Origin of the sequence: Streptococcus oralis (genome assembly GCF_023109005.1) — a bacterium.
Lineage (GTDB): Bacteria > Bacillota > Bacilli > Lactobacillales > Streptococcaceae > Streptococcus > Streptococcus oralis_BU.
In genome coordinates this window covers 33,448-55,209 of the sequence record NZ_JALDTU010000009.1, presented here as the reverse complement: position 1 = coordinate 55,209, position 21,762 = coordinate 33,448, and the positions used below count along the sequence as shown (strand labels likewise).

Annotated in this window: 23 protein-coding genes; 3 read left to right on the top strand and 20 right to left on the bottom strand. The window is 40.3% G+C overall.

Features of this window, described 5'->3' with window-relative positions; all coding sequences use genetic code 11:
• Positions 1-84: 84 nt before the first annotated feature.
• The 19 genes from M1F56_RS08740 to M1F56_RS08650 form a co-directional block, all read right to left on the bottom strand.
• A complete protein-coding gene (locus M1F56_RS08740) occupies positions 85-900 on the bottom strand; it encodes an endonuclease/exonuclease/phosphatase family protein (protein WP_220107057.1) in 816 nt (271 codons plus the stop codon).
• A gap of 51 nt (positions 901-951) precedes the next feature.
• On the bottom strand, positions 952-3,138 hold the full coding sequence (locus M1F56_RS08735; RefSeq protein ID WP_000974084.1) for a PTS transporter subunit IIBC: 2,187 nt from the start codon (positions 3,136-3,138) through the stop codon (positions 952-954).
• 218 nt (positions 3,139-3,356) lie between these two features.
• Positions 3,357-4,283 carry a permease-like cell division protein FtsX gene (gene ftsX, locus M1F56_RS08730; protein ID WP_000625557.1) on the bottom strand — a complete coding sequence of 309 codons (927 nt, stop codon included), beginning with the start codon at positions 4,281-4,283 and terminating at the stop codon, positions 3,357-3,359.
• Positions 4,276-4,968 carry a cell division ATP-binding protein FtsE gene (gene ftsE / locus M1F56_RS08725; RefSeq protein WP_000022273.1) on the bottom strand — a complete coding sequence of 231 codons (693 nt, stop codon included), beginning with the start codon at positions 4,966-4,968 and terminating at the stop codon, positions 4,276-4,278. The genes ftsX and ftsE overlap by 8 nt, the downstream gene beginning before the upstream one ends.
• 17 nt (positions 4,969-4,985) lie before the next feature.
• A protein-coding gene (gene prfB, locus M1F56_RS08720) for a peptide chain release factor 2 (protein WP_247917459.1) occupies positions 4,986-6,081 on the bottom strand; the annotation gives its coding sequence in 2 pieces (ribosomal slippage) (positions 4,986-6,008 and positions 6,010-6,081; 1,095 coding nt in all).
• Positions 6,082-6,190: 109 nt separating this feature from the next.
• Positions 6,191-6,847 carry a CBS domain-containing protein gene (locus M1F56_RS08715; protein ID WP_000268650.1) on the bottom strand — a complete coding sequence of 219 codons (657 nt, stop codon included), beginning with the start codon at positions 6,845-6,847 and terminating at the stop codon, positions 6,191-6,193.
• A 152-nt stretch (positions 6,848-6,999) separates the two neighbouring features.
• A complete protein-coding gene (locus tag M1F56_RS08710; RefSeq protein ID WP_000041470.1) occupies positions 7,000-8,427 on the bottom strand; it encodes a cytosine permease in 1,428 nt (475 codons plus the stop codon).
• Between the two features lies 1 nt (position 8,428).
• Positions 8,429-8,614 carry a hypothetical protein gene (locus M1F56_RS08705; RefSeq protein ID WP_000859102.1) on the bottom strand — a complete coding sequence of 62 codons (186 nt, stop codon included), beginning with the start codon at positions 8,612-8,614 and terminating at the stop codon, positions 8,429-8,431.
• Between the two features lies 1 nt (position 8,615).
• Positions 8,616-10,394 (bottom strand): phosphotransferase, encoded by a 1,779-nt coding sequence (locus M1F56_RS08700; protein WP_247917458.1) that lies wholly within the window; start codon positions 10,392-10,394, stop codon positions 8,616-8,618.
• 243 nt (positions 10,395-10,637) lie between these two features.
• Positions 10,638-11,348, bottom strand: a complete 711-nt coding sequence (locus M1F56_RS08695; RefSeq protein WP_033605913.1) for an ABC transporter ATP-binding protein — start codon at positions 11,346-11,348, stop codon at positions 10,638-10,640.
• Positions 11,348-12,112, bottom strand: a complete 765-nt coding sequence (locus tag M1F56_RS08690) for an ABC transporter ATP-binding protein (protein ID WP_001186017.1) — start codon at positions 12,110-12,112, stop codon at positions 11,348-11,350. The genes M1F56_RS08695 and M1F56_RS08690 overlap by 1 nt, the downstream gene beginning before the upstream one ends.
• Positions 12,112-13,068 (bottom strand): branched-chain amino acid ABC transporter permease, encoded by a 957-nt coding sequence (locus M1F56_RS08685; RefSeq protein ID WP_000856249.1) that lies wholly within the window; start codon positions 13,066-13,068, stop codon positions 12,112-12,114. The genes M1F56_RS08690 and M1F56_RS08685 overlap by 1 nt, the downstream gene beginning before the upstream one ends.
• Before the next feature lie 3 nt (positions 13,069-13,071).
• The gene (locus M1F56_RS08680; protein WP_000941407.1) at positions 13,072-13,941 is read right to left on the bottom strand and encodes a branched-chain amino acid ABC transporter permease; all 870 of its coding nucleotides are present in this window, start codon (positions 13,939-13,941) and stop codon (positions 13,072-13,074) included.
• A 120-nt stretch (positions 13,942-14,061) separates the two neighbouring features.
• Positions 14,062-15,222, bottom strand: a complete 1,161-nt coding sequence (locus tag M1F56_RS08675) for an ABC transporter substrate-binding protein (RefSeq protein ID WP_247917457.1) — start codon at positions 15,220-15,222, stop codon at positions 14,062-14,064.
• A gap of 88 nt (positions 15,223-15,310) precedes the next feature.
• Positions 15,311-15,580, bottom strand: a complete 270-nt coding sequence (locus tag M1F56_RS08670) for a YlbG family protein (protein ID WP_247917456.1) — start codon at positions 15,578-15,580, stop codon at positions 15,311-15,313.
• A gap of 78 nt (positions 15,581-15,658) precedes the next feature.
• A complete protein-coding gene (gene clpP, locus M1F56_RS08665) occupies positions 15,659-16,249 on the bottom strand; it encodes an ATP-dependent Clp protease proteolytic subunit ClpP (protein ID WP_000613469.1) in 591 nt (196 codons plus the stop codon).
• Between the two features lie 173 nt (positions 16,250-16,422).
• Positions 16,423-17,052: a uracil phosphoribosyltransferase gene (gene upp, locus M1F56_RS08660; protein ID WP_000515972.1), complete on the bottom strand. Its 630-nt coding sequence runs from the start codon at positions 17,050-17,052 to the stop codon at positions 16,423-16,425.
• An 88-nt stretch (positions 17,053-17,140) separates the two neighbouring features.
• Positions 17,141-17,608 carry a deoxycytidylate deaminase gene (locus M1F56_RS08655; protein ID WP_247917455.1) on the bottom strand — a complete coding sequence of 156 codons (468 nt, stop codon included), beginning with the start codon at positions 17,606-17,608 and terminating at the stop codon, positions 17,141-17,143.
• Positions 17,609-17,626: 18 nt separating this feature from the next.
• Positions 17,627-18,184: a TetR/AcrR family transcriptional regulator gene (locus tag M1F56_RS08650; RefSeq protein WP_000003897.1), complete on the bottom strand. Its 558-nt coding sequence runs from the start codon at positions 18,182-18,184 to the stop codon at positions 17,627-17,629.
• Positions 18,185-18,308: 124 nt separating this feature from the next.
• On the opposite strand from M1F56_RS08650, the gene M1F56_RS08645 reads away from it, so the two are divergent.
• The 3 genes from M1F56_RS08645 to M1F56_RS08635 are packed head-to-tail and all read left to right on the top strand — an operon-like array spanning position 18,309 to position 20,862.
• Positions 18,309-19,154 carry a DegV family protein gene (locus tag M1F56_RS08645; RefSeq protein WP_247917454.1) on the top strand — a complete coding sequence of 282 codons (846 nt, stop codon included), beginning with the start codon at positions 18,309-18,311 and terminating at the stop codon, positions 19,152-19,154.
• Positions 19,155-19,211: 57 nt separating this feature from the next.
• Complete coding sequence (locus tag M1F56_RS08640) at positions 19,212-20,387, top strand: NAD(P)/FAD-dependent oxidoreductase (RefSeq protein ID WP_247917453.1); 1,176 nt, start codon at positions 19,212-19,214, stop codon at positions 20,385-20,387.
• A 19-nt stretch (positions 20,388-20,406) separates the two neighbouring features.
• Positions 20,407-20,862: an 8-oxo-dGTP diphosphatase gene (locus tag M1F56_RS08635; RefSeq protein ID WP_247917452.1), complete on the top strand. Its 456-nt coding sequence runs from the start codon at positions 20,407-20,409 to the stop codon at positions 20,860-20,862.
• Between the two features lie 28 nt (positions 20,863-20,890).
• Here the strand turns inward: M1F56_RS08635 and M1F56_RS08630 are convergent, their stop codons facing one another.
• On the bottom strand, positions 20,891-21,631 hold the full coding sequence (locus M1F56_RS08630; RefSeq protein WP_247917451.1) for a MerR family transcriptional regulator: 741 nt from the start codon (positions 21,629-21,631) through the stop codon (positions 20,891-20,893).
• Between the last annotated feature and the right edge of the window lie 131 nt (positions 21,632-21,762).

Here is a 21,762-nt window from a genome sequence, read left to right as displayed (position 1 = left end):
ATCTAACCATTATACCATATTTTGAACATTTTCAGTAGTCCAGTTCGAGAATCAAAAAATGAAAGGAATTACTTCCTTTCATTTTTATTTCCAGTTTAAAATAGCATTCAAACCATAGTGGTCACTGACTTGTGGACTATTTTTTCCATCAAAAACTACATGCAAACTTTCTACTTCTAAGTCTTTTGTCGTAAAGACATAGTCGATTCGTAGCGGCTCGGTATTGCCTTTCCAGCCATCAATTTCTGGTGGAACGGTATAGCTACCACTTCTTTCTTTCGCAACTTCAAACGCGTCTTGTAATCCTAATGGACTAGCTAAAATCGCTTGATAGCCTTCCTGACCAGCTGGATTATTAAAATCACCTGCTAAAATCAGAGGTTTGTTCAACTCTTTTAATACAGCCTCAAATCGTGCCCATTCTTCTTGGAAACCTTTATCCCACCAAGAGAGATGGACGCTTGCAAGAGCAAGTTCCTTGCCTTCAACCTCTGTCTCAGCCAAGGCAACACGGCGAGTATGGTAGTCCGTTGGATCATCTACATCTGACACTAAAATTTCACGCGCCTTAATCGGTGTTTTGGATAAGATGGCTACACCTTCATGGTAGCGGTCATAGCCGATATGATTGTAAGCCCAAGTCCAGTAGTAGTTTTTCCCTTTCTCAGCCAATTTTTCAACCAGGAGCCGTACATAGTGATCCTGATGAATAGGTTCTGCTGATGGCAAAGCTTGATAGTGATTGTTAACCTCTACCTCCGGCGAAGTCATTTCTTGATTGATTTCTTGAAAACAAATCAAATCATAATCTTTGTCAAGAATATCTTGGAGCAAGAGCTGGAATTTTTCCTCTGCTTCTTTTTCCATCCAACTATGAGTATTGAGTGTTAAAAATTTCATGCTTTTCTCCTAAAACAAGAGGTTGGAAAACAGCTTCCAACCTCGAGTATATTACAATTCTACTTTAGCAACTGCTGTTTTAGCTGCAAGAGAACCTGTTTGTTCTAATTTAACTGACTTGATAGCATCACCATTTGTAAAGACAACCACTGTTGATGTTTCACGACCTGCTGCACGGATAGCATCCAAGTCAGCTGTCACAAGAAGATCACCTGCTGCAACCTTTTGTCCTTCAGAAACGTGAACAGTAAATGGTTTTCCTTCAAGACTTACAGTATCCAAACCAATATGAACAAGTACTTCAAGACCTGATTCAGTCACAAGACCAAGAGCATGTTTTGTTGGGAAGATACTTGATACAGTACCTGTAACTGGAGATACAATGTTTCCATTTGCTGGTTCTACTGCAAAACCATCACCCATCATTTTTTGAGCAAAGACTGGATCTTTCACTTGTTCCAAGGCAATAACTTGACCGTCAGCTACTGAGTAAACTTCCTCAGTTACACCTTTAAAATGTACAGTATTTTTTTGAGCTTCTGTCATTTGGCTTGGAAGAGTTTCAGGAATTACTTCACCTGAGTCAAGGATATCTTGGATATCAGATTTCAATACGTCAGCTTTTGGTCCGTAGATAGCTTGGACACCTTGTCCTTTCATGACAAGACCCATAGCGCCTTCTGCTTTCCATTGTTCCTCAGTACCAACACGATCTGCATCCTTAACAGTTACACGAAGACGAGTCATACATGCATCTACATCTACGATGTTTGCACGACCACCAAGAAGGTTAATGATATTTACAGCTTGAGAAGCTGCTGCAACTTTTGTTTCTCCTGGAGTTGCATCTTCTGATGCTCCTTCAGCAGTTTCATAGTTTCCGTTACGTCCTGGAGTTGCATAGTTGAATTTCTTAATCATGAAGTTGGCAATGAAGTACATGATGACTGCAAAGAGGACAGTTACCCAGATAAAGTTAATGATATCCATACCAAGACCAGCGTTGATAGCTAGCGGAGTACGAGTCAAGAATTCAATTGAACCGAATGAGTGCACACGAAGGTGAACAATATCAGCCATAGCGAAGGCAGCACCTTGAACAACAGAATATACAAGATAAAGAGGTGTTGCAACAAACATGAACATGTATTCGATTGGTTCAGTAACCCCTGTCAAGAAAGTTGCAAGAGCTGTTGCAATCATCATTCCTTTGTATTGGTGTTTCTTGTCTGCTTCAACATTGCGGTAGATAGCAACGATGACACCCATCAAGATACCGAATGAACCGATCATTTGACCAACTTTGAAACGAGCTGGGTGAACAGTATCTAACAAGTGTTGGTATTGACTAGCATCAGTACCTTTAAGGTTTACAAGGTCTGTTACCCATGCAAGCCATAGTGGGTCTTGACCGAATACTTGAGTACCTTTAGCTGCACCAGTTAAAATGTCATAAGTACCACCAAGAGCTGTATAGTTCATTGGGATAGTCAACATGTGGTGAAGACCAAATGGCAAGAGCAAACGTTCCAAAGTACCATACAAGAATGGTGCAAGAACAGGTGCTGTTTCTTGTGAATTGGCAATCCAGATACCAAAGTTGTTGATACCTGTTTGAACAACTGGCCAGAAAGCTGCAAGTACAATTGCTGCAATAGCTGAACGAAGGATGACAACGAATGGTACGAAGCGTTTCCCATTGAAGAATGAAAGCGCATCAGGAAGTTTACGGTAGTTGTAGTATTTGTTAAAGGCAGTTGCCCCTACAAAACCAGAGATAATCCCTACAAAAACACCCATGTTCAATGCTGGTGCTTCAAGAACACTGATGAAGTAATCAGAAACTTTGATTGAGCCTCCAAAGAGGGTAGTGACCATAGCCTCAGGGTTTTTCAGCATATCACTTGTAACTCCAAAGATAGTACCAGTGATACGGTTGATTAAGATAAAGGCAAGTCCTGCTGCAAATGCACCGCCTGCACGTTCTTTAGCCCAGCTACCACCGATAGCAAGAGCAAACAAAATATGAAGGTTACCGATAACTCCCCAACCGATTTGCTCAAGAATTCCACCTGTAATAACAAGTGGGGCAAGATTTGGGTCAATCAATGCAAGCGACTTACCGATTGAAATCATCAATCCAGCCGCTGGCATAACAGCGATAACCACCATCAATGCCTTACCGAATTTTTGCCAAAATTCGAAAGACAAGACATTTTTGAATGTATCTTTCATCATTCAAATCTCCTTTATATTTTTTAGGCAAACGTTTTACGAAAACGTTTGCACTTATTTATAATTCAATTATACCACTTTATTTTTTTTTGTAAAGGCTTTTATAAAAAAATTGTCTACTTTTTTTAATTTTTAGAAGGAAAAAGAGAAGTTTACGAAAACTTCTCTTTTAAAAATGGATTATTTTTCTGATTTGTTCTGCAATTTGCATTTATATCCAATTAGATTTTCAAGAATCGACGCATCGAAATTCCTGAACCAATTGAACCAATGAAAATTCCGATTACAAATAGTAAAACTGTCATCAAAGGGACAAACACATCTGGCGTAATCATTGATAAGTTTTGACCTACCAAGGATTTATTGACCGATTGATAAACGATATTGTAAACAAAGAATACAAGAACTGAGGGAATCGCTGCGCCAAGCAAGCCAATAAAAGCACCTTCTAGCAAGAATGGGCCACGGATATAACCATTTCTCGCTCCAACAAGACGCATGATCTGAATCTCACGACTACGTGAAATAATGGTAATACGGATGGTATTGGAAATGAGGAAGACTGCGATAAAAATCAAGAGTCCTGCAATAACCAATCCCCAAACACGGATAAAGGAAGCCAGTTCGAAAAGTCGTTGAGTGTTGGCTCCACCATCTTGAACCTCCGATACTCCCTCAATTTTCTTCGCTTCTTCAGCTACTGTTTTAACATCACTTGGAGAATTTGTATCGACGATATAGGCATCATAGAGAGGATTTGCATCCCCTTCAAAGACTTTCCAATCGTCACCCATTGTTTCCGTCAGTTTCTCGTATTGTTCTTCTTTACTTGAGAAGGTAACACTTTTAACAGCAGGCATAGCTTTCAAAGCATCATAGACCTTGTGGTAGTCATTATTGGTAACTGTCTGACCTTCTTTTTCAATCGTCTCACTGTTATCCGCTACATCCTTACGAATGTAGACCATAACACGAACGTTGTTTTCAATATCGGTAGCCAGCTTTGCTGTATTAAAAATTACAGATGCAAACAGGGCAACGAGTGTCAAGGTAATCATAACCGAACTTACTGCTGCTACTGTCATCCAGCCATTTCGTTTTAAACTCTTTAATGATTCAAATAAATGGCGAAAAAATCTACTAATCATCGTATCCATATTCTCCTTTAGCTTCGTCACGAACGACACGGCCGTTTTCAATGGCAATGACACGGTGGCGCAAGGTATTTACGATTTGGCTGTTGTGGGTCGCCATCAAAACAGTTGTACCTTGAAGATTGATGCGTTCCAACAGATTCATAATTTCCCACGAATTATCTGGGTCCAAGTTTCCTGTTGGTTCATCCGCAATCAATACTTTAGGATTGTTGACAATCGCACGGGCAATCGCAATCCGTTGCTGTTCTCCACCTGAGAGTTCATTCGGGAAAGAACGAACCTTGTGTTTTAAACCTACTAGATCCAACACTTCCATAACACGTTTTTTGATGTTACGGCGATTCTCTCCGATAACCTCCATTGCGTAGGCAATATTCTCATAAACCGTTTTCTTTGGCAAGAGTTTGTAATCTTGAAAGACCACCCCAACACTACGACGTAGAAGCGGGATATCTTTCTTCTTAATTTTGACTAAATTAAAGCCTGCAACTGTTAGGCTTCCTTTTTCGATCTTTACTTCTCGGTATAAAGCTCGAATAAAGGTTGACTTACCTGCCCCAGAAGGTCCTACGATATAGGCAAACTCTCCTGGTTCAATGGTGACAGAGACACCTCGCAGGGCAGTCGTTCCATTGTCATACTTTTTGACAACATCTCTCATTTCAATGATTGACATATGAGTTCCTTTCTTTCTTAGCTAATTCGCCACTTGAGGTAGGCATCGATGAAACCATCAAGGTCTCCATCCATGACCTTATCTACTTGGGAAACTTCAAAGCTTGTACGGTGATCTTTTACCATAGTATAAGGTGTGAAAACATATGAACGGATTTGGCTTCCCCATGTGATTTCTTTTTTCTCACCTTTGAGGGAATCAACTTCCGCAGCTTTCTTTTCTTGCTCCATCTGATAGAGCTTAGCCTGCAACATCTTCATGGCACGATCTCTATTTCCATACTGGGTACGATCGACCGTTGATTGGACGACAGTTCCTGTAGGAATATGTGTCAAACGCACACCTGTTGAAACTTTATTGACGTTTTGTCCACCAGCACCACCTGAACGGAAGGTATCCATTTTGATATCATCTTCACGAATCTCCACTTTGATAGTATCATCCAGTTCAGGCATAACCTCTACGGATGTAAATGAAGTATGGCGACGTTTGGCAGAGTCAAATGGTGAAATACGGACCAAACGGTGAACACCCATTTCTGATTTAAGTAGTCCGTATGCATTGGGACCTTCAAAAGACAAGGTCACAGACTTGATACCTGCTTCATCACCTGCCTGGTAATCCAAGACTTCTACTTTAAAGCCTTTTGCATTTCCATAACGAGTGTACATGCGAAGCAACATATCACCCCAGTCCTGAGCCTCAGTACCACCAGATCCTGGATGAATTTCCAAGATGGCATTATTATGGTCATAAGGTTCTGACAAGAGAAGGGTCATCTCGTAGTTGGTCATCATCTTATCCAACTCGGTTAGCTGCTCGACCAGTTCATCATGGACTGACTCGTCTTCTGCTAAAAAGTCCAATAAAATCTCAACTTCATCCTGCAACTCTTCCATTTTACGGAAGGTGTTGTAGGTGTTTTTTAATTCATTTAATTCTTGCGACGTTTTTTGGGCCGCGATATTATCGTTCCAAAAATCAGGTTCTGTCATCTTGTTCTCCAAGATGGCAATCTCTTCCTCTAAGCCTTCGAGGTCAAAGAGACCCCCTGAAAGAAGCTAATTTTTCACGATTTGCGTCAATTTTTTGACGAATTTCTGAAATGTCCATAGATACTCCTTTTCATATCGTTTTATTATACCATAATCTCTTATTTCTTTCCATATTTTGCTTTTCATCGCTTTTGTGGCAGAAGAAAAGAGGCCCGAAAGCCTCTGGTTTAAAGGACTTTGGCAGAGGTCTGAGTGATTTCCTCCACTTGAATCCCTTCTTTTTCAAACTTATCCTTTAATGAAGTCAAATCGATTTTTCCATCAATTTGAACTTCGATGACGACCTTCCCATCCTTACGTGGAATGTTAACTGTGTGCGAGATATTTAGATTTTCTTCTACGATTAGAGCTACAATTTTCCCCAGTACACCGACTTCATTTTCTGTAATAAAACGAACACGAATTCCCTCTTCTCCGTATCCGGCAATTTCCAAGAATGCCCGAAAAACATCGCGATCTGTAATGACGCCGTAGACCTGATGATTGTCTACGACTGGTAATATCCCAATTTTATTTTTCAACATCAGGTAGGTCGCGTCCTCTAGGCTTGCGTATCCAGAAACTGTCACAACATCCCGAATCATGACGTCTTTTACTTTGGTTTTATTCAGAAGATAATTCATCTCATAGATAGAGAGACTGGTTGCTTTAGATGGGCTGGCTTCCGCAATGGTTCCTTCTGTTACCAATCCGACTAATTGATCGTTTTCGATAACAGGTAAACGGTGCAAACCTTGCTCGCGCATCAAATCTGCTGCGTGCGCTACAGTCGTATCTGGACTGATATAAACTACCTTACGGGTCATGAAATCTTTAACTGCCATGAGACTTCTCCTTCTATATTGCTACTTCTATTATACACTTTCTTAGAAAATCTATCAAACGCTTTCATCTCTTTTTCAAGATTTTGAATAATCTGAGAAGTTTGCATAAAATGCCAGTATAAATTAAGAGGGAACTGTAGTCCCCTCTCTTCTTAAATCGTAATAGTGTCTCGATCTTTTATCATATAACGTTTCAGAGGGCTAAGACTAGCTAACCAGTATAATAAACCACCGAATAGCGCAGTAAATCCGCTACCAGTTGTGATTAAAAAGATTGGACTTTGAATCTGTGCAGTTACAGGGTTGTAGACAAAAAGTACCGCTACCAATAAGGAGATAAATACGCAAGACAAGCCAACTAAGTTAAATCCTTTAGTAAATTCGTATGCGTCATGCCCTTCAAGGAAATAGGCTGAACGCAAGTCGAGTTTTCGTTTTCTTAAGATAAAATAGTCAACAACAATCATACCAATAATTGGTCCCTGAATATAGGCGGCTAGGGAGATGAAGGATCCGAAATACTCTTCTACTCCTCCCCAGATAGTGAGTAGACTCACGTAAACCATGGCAATCCAAACCATTAGTTTATAGCTTACTTTGGGCATCCCACTTTTTACAATCATACAGTTCACATACGATCCTGTCCCCTGGGTTCCAATATTGGCAAAGGCTACTAGTAGTAAACTTAAGAGTGCAAAGGCTGGGGTGCTTAGAGTTGATAGCATGGTTGTTGGATCACTTTCATAAACACCTGTTTTGACAAACATGGCTAGTGCCATCACTCCACCTGTTGCAACGAAGAATGGAGCCACAACTCCGTATGATAAGGCTGTAGCCCAATAACCACTACGTTCTGATTTTGCTAAACGCGGTAAAACCAATGCCTGTGTAGACCAAGAAAAGGCAAAGGCAACATTTCCTTCTCCAGAGAGCATGAAGCGTTCTAATGGCGTCAAATCTCCTTGAGTGGCTGGTTGGATATTCATAATATCCGTTATAGGAACGGCGACAAAGCAGATTCCAACGATAATCAGACCGACAATCAATAAGGCGATAACCAAAAAGCGATTGGTCCATTTAATCACTTCTGGACCTCCAAGAGCAATGAGAGTTCCAAGCAGAACACAGAGGGTACCAAGAATAGGCGCCCATACTCCCTTGTCCAAACCAAGACCAAAATTATTTGCCAAATGAATCATGGAACTGGCAAAAAGATTGGCCGCAACAGCATACCATCCAAAGTTAGCCAAGCTAATAATGGTTGATAACAGGGCTACACCTCTTTTTCCTAGAACAGCTCTCAACCAAATCCACAAATCAATTCCATACTTAACCGCAAACAAAATAGGGAGACATTCAATAAAGACCCAGATAATGTTAAAGCTAAAAATATTTATCAACATTTGATTAAAGGTCAAATATTGAGCTACATAAGCCCCTTGGGTATAACACCAAGTAGCAATGGCAAAACCACTTGTCGATAGAAAAAGATCCCAAAAAGAATACTGACGATCCTTATTGGTCATGGGAACAATTCCTGTTATGGTTTCTTGTTGGATATAGTCATTCATTTTAGACATGTTATTGAATTCCTCCCGTCATTGCTAAGATAATCAAAATAAGGTTGATTAGGACTATGGAGATGATTAAAATGAAATCACTTTTTAGGAAAGGTTGAACAAACTCGTAGTTTGGTGACTCCATTTCTTCCAATCTTCTCTTTGTTTCAGTTGCTACCAATTCTTCAATTTCGGATGTCGTTTTCATCTTAGTTTTCCTCCCTATACAAATCAAGAGCTAGTTGTCCATATTGTTTAGTATAACGATACCAGATGTAGAGAAACTCACCAACTGGTTTTCCAACACTCTCCTGGAACAAAGCCCATAAGAACCAATAATATGAGGTCACTGCTACATAAGCCAAGTAGTGACGTTTGGTTTTCTTATCTGCTACTTCTTGTAGATAGATTTCAAGTACTTTTTCTGCGTCCTCTAAGGTATAATTGGAACACGCGATAAAGGTTCCCAAATCTCCTGCTGGCTCTCCCATTCCAGAATATTCCCAATCAATCAAGCTCATTTCACCTGCTTCATTCAACAAAAAATTAGGACTATAGGAATCGCCATGACAAAGGACAACCTGTTTCGGATCATTCTGTAAATAGTTTTTGAGAATTGAAACAGTTTCATCCAATTCCTCGAGACCATCAAACTCAAATCGATTTCTAGCCTTCAATTTTTCTCTAAAATCATCAATTCCCTCAAATTGGTCAAAGGAATGTCCCGTTTTTTCTCCAGATTGGTGCAACCGTCTCAAGAGGTCCATTGCTTTTGTCACATCATCCCAATTTTCATAGTCAAGTTGCTTAGCATTGGGAATAAATTCTGAAATTTTCCAGCCCTCATCCTTGTTCATAGCTACAAAGGTACGGTCAATCTTTAATTTTGCGGCAATTTCCATAGAAGCTGCTTCACTAGCTCGATCGATATAATTTTCAGTTCCCCTGCCCGGATGTCGGTAAACATATTTTTTCCCTAGACAGTCAAATGAAAACGAAGTGTTGGTCAAACCGTCTTTTAGGGGTTTAATATTGGCAATATCTGAAGCCACACACTTTAATGTCTTGCAGATATTATCAATAATGGCCGAATCTGCATTTACCAAATAACGTTCATCAAATTGACGAAGTTCATCTAGTGAATCAAATTCTTTAACAATATCCGCTGAATAGTGGCGAGCTTCTAAAAGGAGTTCCTTGACATGGCGACTATAGTAATCCTCCCAAAGCTGTTCACGATAAGGTTCGTGCTTAAACTCGGTTTCTAAAATTTCCTTGAATTTCTCGCTAAATGCACGGTCGAAATAAACGTGCCCCACCATGGCCCAAGTATTTTCCCCACCAATCTGAATATCAATGATCGTGTGATTCGAATCTTCTATAGCACAATATTCGTCCGTTTGACCTTCTGCAAATATGGTCGAGTAGTAACCTCTATAAATATATTGCTCAAACGGATTTTCCACAAAATAATTATCTGATGAACAAATATAAGTGTTGGAAAGTTGATTTTTAACCAACATAAGAGATGAACAGTTATTGTATTTGTAGTAATCATTATTCACTACAATTTTTACGCCAAACTTCTCTGCAAGATAGAACATTTTTTCTTGAAGATACCCTACGATAACGATTATGTCTTCTATTCCTGCTTCTTGCAGTTGTCTGATTTCCCTCTCTATTAAGCGTTCCCCCTTAACTTGAAGCAATCCTTTAGGAATTTCATAAGACAAAGGAGCAAAACGGCTACTCATGCCAGCAGCCATTATAATAGCATTTTCTACTCGATAGGGTTCTAAAACTTTCTGGCCTAGTTCTGTTAAGTGAAGCTCCTCATCAATCCACTTCTCTTCTTTCAGTTTTTTCAACAATGTGTTAATTGTTCCTAAAGATAGGTCTAACTCTTCAGCTAACTGTCTCTGAGTAAATGTATTTTCTTTATGTGTCAACATAAAACGCAAAAGTTTAAATTGTTTTTCTGTTACCATCTCTCAGTCCTCCTGTTCAATTTCCACTTACCCATATTATAATATGAACAAAAAGGACTGTCAATTCAAATAGGGAAACAATGAGTAAAAATAAGACCTTCTTCCCTTTCCTGAAAAACATATACATAAAAGAGCTCCTTATTCTGGAGCCCTGAAATATTTTATATTTTTGATAAGTAGTCGTATTAGGTTTCGCTTGGTTGCAATCCTTATCCGCCGACTAAAACAATCCACTGGATTGTTTTAGCCACCTAGATATGCTTTTCTGACTTCTTCTGATGAGGCGAGTTCTCTTCCTGTTCCTGATAGGACAATCTTTCCTGTTTCAAGGACATAACCACGGTCAGAGATAGCGAGGGCCTTGTTAGCGTTCTGTTCAATTAGAAGAACTGTTGTTCCTTGCTTCTGAATATCTTGAATGATATCAAAAATTTCTTGTATAAAGATAGGGGCAAGTCCCATTGACGGCTCATCCAAGAGGAGGAGCTTAGGTGTAGACATGAGAGCGCGTCCCATAGCCAGCATCTGCTGTTCACCGCCTGAAAGAGTTGCCGCATCTTGGTTTTTGCGTTCTTCCAGACGAGGGAAACGTGAAAAGACTTTTTTCAAGTTGGCTTGATTTTCTTCACGATTTTTCTTTAAAAAGGCTCCCATTTCCAAGTTTTCCATAACAGTCAAGCCAGGGAAAACATGGCGTCCCTCAGGAACTTGTGAAAGGCCACCTGCAACAATTTTTTGAGCTGGTAACTTTTGAATTTCTTTTCCTAAAAACTGAATTTTACCAGCACTTGGACGAACCAAACCTGAAAGGGTACGAAGAATGGTTGTTTTACCAGCACCATTGGCACCAATCAAGGAAACAACCTCACCTTCATTAACCTCGAAACTTACATCACGAACTGCTTGGATCATACCGTAATGCACAGAGAGGTTTTCAACTTTTAACATAGACATTAGGCTTCACCTCCTAGATAAGCTTCGATAACACGTTTATTCGTCTTAATTTCGTCAGGAGTTCCCTGAGCAATCAGGCGACCATATTCAAGAACATAGATACGCTCAGTGACTTCCATAACCAAATTCATGTCGTGTTCGATGAGCATGATAGTAATTTTAAATTCATCTTTGATACGACGGATCAATTCTGTCAATTCAGCTGTTTCTTGAGGATTCATCCCAGCTGCAGGTTCATCCAAAAAGAGGATCTTAGGTTCAGTTGCCAGAGCACGAACGATTTCTAATCGGCGTTGTTGACCATAGGCCAGATTCTTAGCAAGAGTATCTGCGTCACTATCCAAATCAAAAATCTTCAGCAAGTCCAAAGCTTTGCTTTTTAATTCTTCCTCATTCTTATAAAAAGCTGGTAGACGTAGAAAGCTCGCAAGGACATGTTGTTTATGATGATTACTAAATGCAATCAAAACATTTTCCAAAACTGTCAAGTCCTTGAACAAACGAATATTTTGGAAAGTACGGCTGAGTCCAAGTGAAGCAATCTTATAGGGAGTTTTCCCATTGAGGAGGTGCCCATCTAATGTCACAGTACCTTCGCTTGGTTCATAAACACCGGTCAAGAGATTGAAAAGGGTTGTTTTACCAGCTCCGTTTGGTCCAATCAGACCAACCAATTCTCCCTCGTTCAATTCAAGAGTGACATCTCCAACAGCTGTTAGACCGCCAAAATGTTTGGTTAACTGTTTAACTTCAAGTAATGCCATTAGTTTTGTCCCTCCTTCTTCGATTTTTTAAAGAAACGTGATAGACTCAATTCCCATGTCCCAAGAAGTCCACCTGGTCTGAAAATCATGACCAATACAAGAGCCAAAGCGTAGATAATCATACGTACGCTTGCTACATCCTGAAGGAGCATATTTAAAATTCCTAAAACAATCGCTGAAACGATGGTACCAGTAATCGATCCAAGTCCACCAAATACAACGATAATCAACACATTGATGGAATTAATAAAGGTGTAATCTTTTGGGACAACAGATCCGATAAAACCAGCCTGAAGTGAACCAGCAATACTTGCTGTAATGGCTCCAAAGACAAAAGCGATAATCTTGATCTTTGTGGTGTTTACCCCAACGGATTCTGCAGCAATCTCATCCTCACGAACAGATAGAGTAGAGCGTCCAATTGGACTACGTAAGAAGTTGAGAGTTGCAATAGTTGTGATCACCACAAATAGATAAACCATTTGCCAGTTAGTAAAGTTTGGAATACCCAAGATACCAGCAGCACCGTTGGTCAAACTGCCACCATTAATGATAAAGATACGAATGATTTCTGAAACACCTAGTGTCGCAACTGCCAGGTAGTCACCCTTCAAACGGAGTGTTGGGATCCCAACGAGCAAAGCGACTGCACCAGAAATCAAGGCACCCAAAACCATCGCTCCAAAGAAGGCACCATAGGTTGGTGATTTTGAACCAATAATCGCTGCTGCATAAGCCCCAATCGCCATAAAACCTGCATGACCGAGTGAAAATTGTCCTGAAAAACCAACGATTAAGTTCAAACCTACTGCAAGGATGATATTAATCCCAATTTGTTCTAAAATTTGTACATGGAATAGATTGAGAACACCAGCAGAAACCAGTACACTAATCAATCCATAACCCGCTAACAGAAGGAATAACCAGAGAATATTTATTTTAAGATTTGTCTTCATTGTTTACACCTTCTCTTTCACATTCTTACCAAGGATACCTGCAGGTCGAACAATCAGAATCAAAAGCAAGATTCCATACACGATAGCATCACGGAAATCAGACATACCAAAGGCAGTAGCAAATGTTTCCAACAAGCCAATCACAAATCCTCCTAGAGCTGCACCAGGAATAATCCCGATACCACCGAGTACGGCCGCAACGAATGATTTTAGACCTGGAGTCACACCCATCAAAGGTTCAAGAGAGTTGTAGTAAAGGGCAATGAGGACTCCTGCTGCACCAGCAAGGGCTGAACCCAAAGCAAAGGTAAAACTGATTGTACGATTTACATTAATTCCCATCAATTGAGCTGCGTCGCTATCAACTGATACCGCACGCATGGCTTTCCCCATTTTTGTTTTTTGAACGATCAATTGCAATAAAACCATCAAGAGTACAGAAACTGCTAAAATCATCAATTGAACATTTGTCAAGCTAATTGGCCCGAAATCAAAACGGACGGTTTCAATTGCTTGAGGGAAGGCACGAGTATTGGCGCCCACGAGATAAACCATTCCGTATTCCAGTAGGAAAGACACCCCGATGGCAGTAATCAATACAGCAATACGTGTAGAGTGTCGCAAAGGACGGTAGGCAAGAAATTCAATCACAACACCAAGTAGTGCAGTTCCTGCCATTGAAATAATCAAAGCTAAAAAGAAATCCATTTGGAAGGAATTAATCAAAAAGTAACCAATAAAGGCACCTATCATATAAATATCACCGTGGGCGAAGTTGATGAGTTTGATAATTCCATAAACCATGGTATAACCCAAGGCCAAAAGTGCATAAACACTACCCAGAATTAAACCATTCACAAGTTGTTGGAGCATAGCATTCACTCTTTTCTATTGTTATTTTTTAGAAAATTTTCATCATTTTCACAAGTTCATAAACACCGAAACAGGGAGTGAGTCAAAGGCTCATTCCCTATTTCAACTACTATTCTAATGTTATGGTTTTACAACTTCTGCTGCTTCTACTTTACCATTGTTCATAGTCATCATGTAAGCAGTTTTCACTGTATTGTGGTCAGCATCAAAGCTTGTTTGACCAGTTACACCATCAAAATCTTTGGTTTTAGCAAGGTTGTCCTTGATTTCACCTGAGTTTTTAGCACCTTTTGCAGCATTTGTTACTAGGTAAACTGAGTCATAGGCCAAGGCTGAGAAGGTTGAAGGCTCTTCATTGTATTTAGCACGGTATGCTTCAAGGAAGGCTTTAGCTTTTTCAGAAACATCAACTGTAGTTGAGAATCCTGAGATGAAGTAAATGTTTGATGCTTTTTCAGCTGTTGCTTGTTGAACAAATTCTTCACCGTTAAATCCATCACCACCAACGATTGGTTTATCAATTCCCATACCACGGGCTTGGTTTACGATTTTACCTGCTTCTGTGTAGTAGCCTGGGACAACGATAGCGTCAAACTCTTTCCCTTTCATTTTAGTAAGGGCTGCTTGGAAGTCTGTATCACCTGCTACAAACGTTTCATCTGCTACAATCTCACCCTTGTAGGTTTCACGGAAAGATTTAGCAATACCTTTAGCATAGTCACTAGCATTGTCAGTATAAAGAACAACCTTCTTAGCATTCAATTTGTTTGTCACATAGTTTGAAATAATCTTCCCTTGGAAGCTATCTTGGAATGTTCCGATAAATAGGTAATCTTGACCTTTAGTCAAACCGTCTTGAGTAGCACTTGGTGAAATCAATGGCACTCCAGCTTTGGTAGCGTTAGCTACAGCTGCAGCAGTTGCACCAGATGTCGCAGGCCCTACAATAGCTGCTACTTTTGATTGGGTAACAAGGTTCGTTGTAACAGAAGCTGCTTCGGCAGTCTCTGACTTGTTGTCTTTGTCTACAACTTCGATTTGTTTTCCATCGATACCACCTGCTGCATTGATTTCATCAACGGCAAGTTGAGCTCCTTTTTGTTCAGATGTTCCGTAGGCTGCTACGGCACCTGTTTCTTCAAAGTTAAATCCGATTTTAATTGTCTTTTCATCGACTGAGTTACCAGCAGCGTTTGAGGCTCCTGATTTGACCTCTCCACAAGCGGCGAGAAGGGCTACGCTAGCAAGGGCCACAAAAGATAGGGCAAATTTTTTCTTCATTTTTTATCTCCTTATAATGTTGTTCCAAAATAGTATGTTAAGAATATACCGAATTATCAGAAAATTGTCAACCTTTTTATTCACTTTTTTAAATGATAACGTTTTCTTCATTTCGATAGAGATTGCCAACAAAAGGAGTTTCTAACTCTTGAATGTGACACCGTCTAATTTTCTTGATATATCTTTCCTTACCTAATCTCTCAACTAAGTCATCTAGCTCCGCAGTTGAAACATAGAGCTGCAAGTAACGATGTTTTTTGGAATGGTAACAGATATCACCGTATTCCTGAAGTTTTTTTGCATCCCGATTATAGTAAAGATAGATGATTAATCCCGATCGATTGACCTTTTCAAACATGATGAACCCTCTTTCTAAGAAATCTGCTCCTATTATATCAAAAAAAGCAAACCCCGTCGAGTTTGCTTTTTAGGTTGGTTAGCTCAAAGAGTTGTTGGCCATGATTTCATCAATGAAACCATACTCAAGTGTTTCTTGGGCACTCATCCAGTAATCACGTTCTGCGTCTACATGAATTTGCTCAACTGTTTTACCAGAGTTATCTGCAAGAATTTGCTCCAAAGTCTTACGAGTTTTAAGTAAGTGCTCTGCAGCGATTGCCATATCTGTCTGTTGGGTACCACCACCTGTACCACCCATTGGTTGGTGAATCATGTACTCTGCATTTGGAAGCATGAAACGTTTGCCTTTTGCGCCACTTGATGCAATGACAGTCCCCATGGATGCAGCCATCCCCATAACGATTGTTTGGACATCTGCCTTGATAAAGTTCATGGTATCAACGATTGCCAAACCAGCTGAAACAGAGCCTCCAGGTGTGTTGACATAAAGGTAAATATCTTTTGTACTATCTTGGGCATCCAAGAAAAGTAATTGGGCGATAACGGAGTTGGCCATATTGTCTTCAACTGGACCTGTTAGCATGATGATGCGATCTTTCAGAAGACGTGAGTAAATATCATATGAACGTTCTCCACGACTTGTTTGTTCAATAACTACAGGAATCATTCATTTCTCCTTTTAAGGTTAAATTTTCTTAGTCATACGACTCGATACAGAACTATTATATCTTTTTGGTCAAAAAAGGTCAAATTTTTGCTCTATTCTCTAAACAGAAACAAAAACTCAACCTCCTTTCAAGTCAAAAACGAACTTCTAGTTTCACTATTTACTTTGGAATTTTATTTAGTACCAAACAAGCGGTCTCCAGCATCTCCAAGACCTGGAACGATATAACCGTGTTCGTTCAAGCGTTCATCCAAGGCCGCAGTAAAAATTTCTACATCTGGGTGTGCTTCTTGGAGGGCTTTCACTCCTTCTGGAGCAGATACTAGGCAGACAAACTTGATATTTGAAGCGCCACGTTTTTTAAGGGAATCTACTGCCAAGATTGCTGAGCCACCTGTTGCCAACATTGGATCAACGACAAAAATTTGACGTTGGTCAATATCCTCAGGTAATTTCACTAAGTATTCAACTGGTTGAAGGGTTTCTTCATCACGGTACATACCGATGTGTCCAACTTTTGCTGCTGGAACCAGATTCAAGAGCCCATCTACCATCCCGATACCTGCACGCAAGATTGGGACAATCGCCAATTTTTTACCAGCCAATTGTTTTTGAACGGTCTTTGTGATAGGTGTTTCGATTTCCACGTCTTCAAGTGGAAGATCACGAAGTACTTCATATCCCATCAACATTGCAATCTCGTCTACTAGTTCACGAAAAGCCTTTGTGGAAGTGTCTGTACGACGCAAGATTGACAATTTGTGTTGAATAAGTGGATGATTAATGACTTCAATTTTTCCCATTTTCTGAGTTCCTTCTTTCAATTTATTCTTCTTATTATATCAAAAAACGGTTTAAAAAGCTTTCTAAACCATTTATTTTAATTAATTTTTAAATCAAATCTGCCTCTTGAAGAGCTGTCTGAACAGTCTCTAATGGTAAATGGGTTAACTCGGTGCCTTTTTCATGATAAAGGTACTGGGCATAGTCATCCATTCGGTATTGGTTGATGTAAACGACGCGACTACAACCAACTTGTAGCAGTTGTTTGGTGCAGTTCAGACAGGGGAAATGGGTCACATAGGCTGTAAATCCTCTAGGAACCCCTCGTTCAGCCCCCTGGAGAATAGCATTGACCTCAGCGTGAAGGGTACGGACACAGTGGCCTTCAATGACTAAACATTCGTGGTCGATACAGTGCTCTGTTCCTGATACGGAACCATTGTAGCCTGTTGAAATCACCTTATTATCCTTGACGAGGACAGCTCCCACCTTGGCACGTTTGCAGGTAGAACGATTGGCAATTAATAGGGCCTGGGCTGCAAAGTACTCATCCCAAGCCAGTCTTTTTTCTTTCATAATTCTTCTCCTTGTCCTTTATTTTTTGAAAAATGGCAAGCGTAGATCAGCAATCTTTTCAGCTGGAACCTTCATTCCATCCTTGATCCATTTGAGCAGAACCGATACGATGGCAGAACTCCAAAAGGAATGAAGGTAGCTGCTGACACCTTTTGATTTTCCGTGGTATTTTTCCAGAAATTCCTGCATGGCTTGGACGAAAATCTTTTCCAAGTGGTAGTCCAGAGCAAGTTGGATAACCTTGGCTTCTTTCTTGGCTGCTCGAAAAAGGTGAACCCAGACTAGATAAAGGTCCGTTTTGACATCGTAGTGGCTGAGCTGTTCCATGATGTTATGGACACTGCGTTTAAAGACGCTTTCCAAAATTTCTTCTTTAGAGTCATAGTTACGATAGAAGGCAGCACGAGAGACGCCCGCTCGCTTGACCAGCTCCGAAATGCTGATCTTGGCCAAATCTTTTTTTTCTAGAAGTTGCAAAAGAGCCGTCTCGATTGCTTCTCTGGTTAAAAAATTGGATTCTTGATTTGATTTTCTGAGATTTTCAAGAGATTTTTCAGATATTTTACGTTCAGACATAACAATTTCTTTCTACTTGTGACAACAGAGAGGTGGTACTTTTGTTTCAAGGGCTTTCATGATATAATTGTAAAAAAAGACAGAACCTTTGTCAATGTATAAGTGACAAAGATGGAGAATTTCTATGACTTGGAAGATTGTAGCTGACTCTGGTTGTGATTATCGTCAACTGGCAACTCCTGCTATTGATACTGAATTTGTTAGTGTTCCTTTAACCATTCAAGTAGCTAATCAGGTCTTTATTGATGATGCCAATCTTGACATTGACCACATGATGGAAACCATGTATGCGACTTCCGAGGCTTCAAAATCAGCCTGTCCTAGCCCTGATGATTACCTGCGTGCATTTGAAGGTGCTAAGCATATCTTTGTCGTTACCATTACTGGTACTCTTTCAGGTAGCCATAATAGTGCACAGCTCGCTAAGAATATCTATCTTGAAGAATATCCTGACACTCAGATTCATGTGATTGATAGTTTATCTGCGGGTGGGGAAGTTGACTTAATTGTAGAAAAGATCAATGATTTGATTGATCAAGGACTTTCTTATGAGGATATTGTTGAAGCTATTACTGCCTACCAAGAAAAAACAAAGTTGCTCTTTGTCCTCGCTAAAGTTGATAACTTGGTTAAAAATGGCCGTTTGAGTAAGCTGATCGGTACGGTCGTTGGCCTTCTCAACATCCGTATGGTTGGGGAAGCAAGTGAAACAGGAACCCTAGAGTTGCTACAAAAGGCTCGCGGTGCTAAAAAATCCCTTCAAGCAGCCTATGAAGAACTCACCAAGGCTGGCTATGCTGGTGGCCGTATCGTCATGGCTCATCGTAGCAATGAAAAATTCTGTCAGCAATTGTCGGAACGCTTGCTGGAAACCTTCCCACAAGCTGATATCAAAATCATTCCAACATCTGGTCTCTGCAGTTTCTATGCAGAAGATGGCGGTTTGTTGATGGGATATGAAATTAACTAAGATCATGAGCAACAAGAGATGCCAAGCATCTCTTGTTTTTTGTGGTACAATAGATTTATGAAACATTTTGATACTATTGTCATTGGTGGAGGGCCTGCTGGTATGATGGCTGCGATTTCCAGTAGCTTTTATGGTCAGAAAACCCTTCTCATCGAGAAAAATCGCAAACTTGGGAAAAAATTAGCTGGAACGGGCGGTGGTCGCTGCAATGTGACCAATAACGGAAGTTTAGATGACCTACTAGCTGGTATCCCTGGAAATGGACGCTTTCTATACAGTGTCTTTTCCCAGTTTGATAACCATGATATCATCAACTTTTTCACAGAAAACGGTGTTAAACTTAAGGTTGAAGACCACGGTCGTGTCTTTCCTGCTAGCGATAAATCTCGGACTATTATCGAGGCCTTGGAAAAGAAAATCGCTGAGCTAGGCGGACAAGTTCTCACTCAAACAGAAATTGTTTCGGTTAAAAAGATAGACGACCAGTTTGTCCTGAAGTCCGCGGACCAGACCTTCACTTGTGATAAACTCATAGTCACAACTGGTGGAAAATCCTATCCTTCTACTGGCTCGACTGGTTTTGGTCACGAGATTGCCCGTCATTTTAAACATACCATTACTGAGCTTGAAGCTGCTGAGAGCCCATTGTTGACTGATTTTCCACACAAAGCGCTTCAGGGGATTTCACTAGACGATGTGACCTTAAGCTATGGCAAGCATGTCATCACTCACGATCTGCTCTTTACCCACTTTGGTCTATCCGGTCCTGCTGCTCTGCGTATGTCTAGTCTTGTCAAGGGTGGAGAGGTTCTCTCACTGGATGTTTTGCCTCAACTTTCTGAGAGCGACTTGGTGGCATTTCTAGAAGAAAATCGGGAAAAATCCTTGAAGAATGCTTTGAAAACTTTGCTTCCGGAACGCTTGGCTGAGTTTTTTGTACAAGGATTTCCTGAAAAAGTCAAACAGCTAACTGAAAAAGAACGCGACCAGCTTGTCCAATCTATCAAGGCCCTCAAAATTCCTGTGACTGGCAAAATGTCCCTTGCTAAGTCCTTTGTCACCAAAGGCGGTGTCAGTCTCAAAGAAATCAATCCTAAAACTCTGGAAAGCAAACTCGTTCCTGGGCTCCACTTTGCTGGCGAGGTACTGGATATCAATGCCCACACGGGCGGCTTTAACATCACTTCTGCCCTCTGTACCGGTTGGGTGGCAGGAAGTCTGCATTATGATTAAAGATCAAAGGTTGTGAAAAATGAACAGAAGAGAAACAGTCGAATTTGTCAACATGTGTATGATTCAAAACGGAGACAAGGTTCTGGTTCAAGATCGAGTTAGTCCCGACTGGCCCGGCATTACTTTTCCTGGTGGTCATGTTGAACGTGGCGAATCCTTTGTCGATGCTGTCATTCGTGAAGTGAAAGAAGAAACTGGTCTGACCATTTCCAAACCCCAACTCTGTGGTATCAAAAACTGGTACGATAACAAGGATTATCGTTATGTCGTCCTTTTTTACAAGACAGAACTCTTTACTGGTGAACTCCAGTCTTCAGACGAAGGGAAGGTTTGGTGGGAGGATTTTGACAATCTATCTCATCTAAAACTTGCTACTAATGATATGTCTGATATGCTTCGTGTATTTGTAGAAGAGGATCTGAGTGAATTCTTCTACTACAAAGACGGCGAAGACTGGCTTTATGATTTGAAGTAAAAAATAGGCTCGGAAATTCCTAGCCTATTTATTCTGCATTTGTTCGAACGTAAGCTGCAATGACATCTGATGTGTACTGGGCTGTACCAGATCCAAACTTGTCAATATTTTCCTTGAACTCTGGGTTGCAGACGTAGCCTTTACCGATATGTCCGAAGACTTCAATAGAGCAGTCAAATCCATAAGTACGAATGGCTTGCAAGAGCTTGACAGCTTGCTCTTGGTTTTCAATTGCTGTTGCAGGTAAACCAGCTTGAAGGTTTTGTGCCAAGGATTGAAAAACTTGGTTAAAGGCGGCCGTAGACTCATCTTCACGACCTTTTTGGCGTTCGAAGGCTTGATCCATGACTTCTTTACCATATTTTTCTACCGCTTCTTGGTGGTATTTTTGATTGTCTTGATAGCTAAATCCCGTGAATTTTTCTTCAATAGTCATTTTTCTTTCTCCTTTTTGATCTTGAATGGTTTTTTTCAAGGTGGAAATCAAGGTATCCAGGTGTTGCCTTTCTCGAGTCAAATACTCCAACTGCTTAGTCAAATGGGGCAATAAATCTGCCCTTTCTTCCTTTAACAGCTCTGCTATTTTTTCTAAAGAAAAACCTAGATATTTATAATACAGAATAACCTGAAGGCGTTCCAAATCCTCTTTACTATAGGTTCGATAGCCGTTTTCCAACTTTAAGGGAACCAAGAGCCCTATCTTATCGTAGTGATGCAGAGTCTTAACAGAGACACCTGAAAGCTGCGCAGCTTCTTTTATATGGTACATGATTTCCTCCTTACAAGCATAGTATAACCCCTCCCCTTAGGTCAGAGTCAAGTGTTTTTGCGAAAAATTTTTAACTTTTTGAGAAAGGTGTGAAAACTTGAAAATGGTTTTCTTGACAGGCCTTAGAAAAC

Excerpts from the sequence above, each read along its gene's own strand:
- clpP (WP_000613469.1), bottom strand. The coding sequence starts at position 16,249 with ATGATTCCTGTAGTTATTGAACAAACAAGTCGTGGAGAACGTTCATAT.
- M1F56_RS08685 (WP_000856249.1), bottom strand. The coding sequence starts at position 13,068 with ATGAAGACAAATCTTAAAATAAATATTCTCTGGTTATTCCTTCTGTTA.
- M1F56_RS08635 (WP_247917452.1), top strand. The coding sequence starts at position 20,407 with ATGAACAGAAGAGAAACAGTCGAATTTGTCAACATGTGTATGATTCAA.
- ftsX (WP_000625557.1), bottom strand. The coding sequence starts at position 4,283 with ATGATTAGTAGATTTTTTCGCCATTTATTTGAATCATTAAAGAGTTTA.
- M1F56_RS08715 (WP_000268650.1), bottom strand. The coding sequence starts at position 6,847 with ATGGCAGTTAAAGATTTCATGACCCGTAAGGTAGTTTATATCAGTCCA.
- M1F56_RS08700 (WP_247917458.1), bottom strand. The coding sequence starts at position 10,394 with ATGGTAACAGAAAAACAATTTAAACTTTTGCGTTTTATGTTGACACAT.
- M1F56_RS08690 (WP_001186017.1), bottom strand. The coding sequence starts at position 12,112 with ATGGCATTACTTGAAGTTAAACAGTTAACCAAACATTTTGGCGGTCTA.
- M1F56_RS08655 (WP_247917455.1), bottom strand. The coding sequence starts at position 17,608 with ATGAAAGAAAAAAGACTGGCTTGGGATGAGTACTTTGCAGCCCAGGCC.
- M1F56_RS08630 (WP_247917451.1), bottom strand. The coding sequence starts at position 21,631 with ATGTACCATATAAAAGAAGCTGCGCAGCTTTCAGGTGTCTCTGTTAAG.
- M1F56_RS08670 (WP_247917456.1), bottom strand. The coding sequence starts at position 15,580 with ATGTTTGAAAAGGTCAATCGATCGGGATTAATCATCTATCTTTACTAT.
- ftsE (WP_000022273.1), bottom strand. The coding sequence starts at position 4,968 with ATGTCAATCATTGAAATGAGAGATGTTGTCAAAAAGTATGACAATGGA.
- M1F56_RS08645 (WP_247917454.1), top strand. The coding sequence starts at position 18,309 with ATGACTTGGAAGATTGTAGCTGACTCTGGTTGTGATTATCGTCAACTG.
- M1F56_RS08710 (WP_000041470.1), bottom strand. The coding sequence starts at position 8,427 with ATGTCTAAAATGAATGACTATATCCAACAAGAAACCATAACAGGAATT.
- M1F56_RS08650 (WP_000003897.1), bottom strand. The coding sequence starts at position 18,184 with ATGTCTGAACGTAAAATATCTGAAAAATCTCTTGAAAATCTCAGAAAA.
- M1F56_RS08695 (WP_033605913.1), bottom strand. The coding sequence starts at position 11,348 with ATGTCTATGTTAAAAGTTGAAAACCTCTCTGTGCATTACGGTATGATC.
- M1F56_RS08735 (WP_000974084.1), bottom strand. The coding sequence starts at position 3,138 with ATGATGAAAGATACATTCAAAAATGTCTTGTCTTTCGAATTTTGGCAA.
- upp (WP_000515972.1), bottom strand. The coding sequence starts at position 17,052 with ATGGGAAAAATTGAAGTCATTAATCATCCACTTATTCAACACAAATTG.
- M1F56_RS08675 (WP_247917457.1), bottom strand. The coding sequence starts at position 15,222 with ATGAAGAAAAAATTTGCCCTATCTTTTGTGGCCCTTGCTAGCGTAGCC.
- M1F56_RS08640 (WP_247917453.1), top strand. The coding sequence starts at position 19,212 with ATGAAACATTTTGATACTATTGTCATTGGTGGAGGGCCTGCTGGTATG.
- M1F56_RS08705 (WP_000859102.1), bottom strand. The coding sequence starts at position 8,614 with ATGAAAACGACATCCGAAATTGAAGAATTGGTAGCAACTGAAACAAAG.
- M1F56_RS08740 (WP_220107057.1), bottom strand. The coding sequence starts at position 900 with ATGAAATTTTTAACACTCAATACTCATAGTTGGATGGAAAAAGAAGCA.
- M1F56_RS08680 (WP_000941407.1), bottom strand. The coding sequence starts at position 13,941 with ATGCTCCAACAACTTGTGAATGGTTTAATTCTGGGTAGTGTTTATGCA.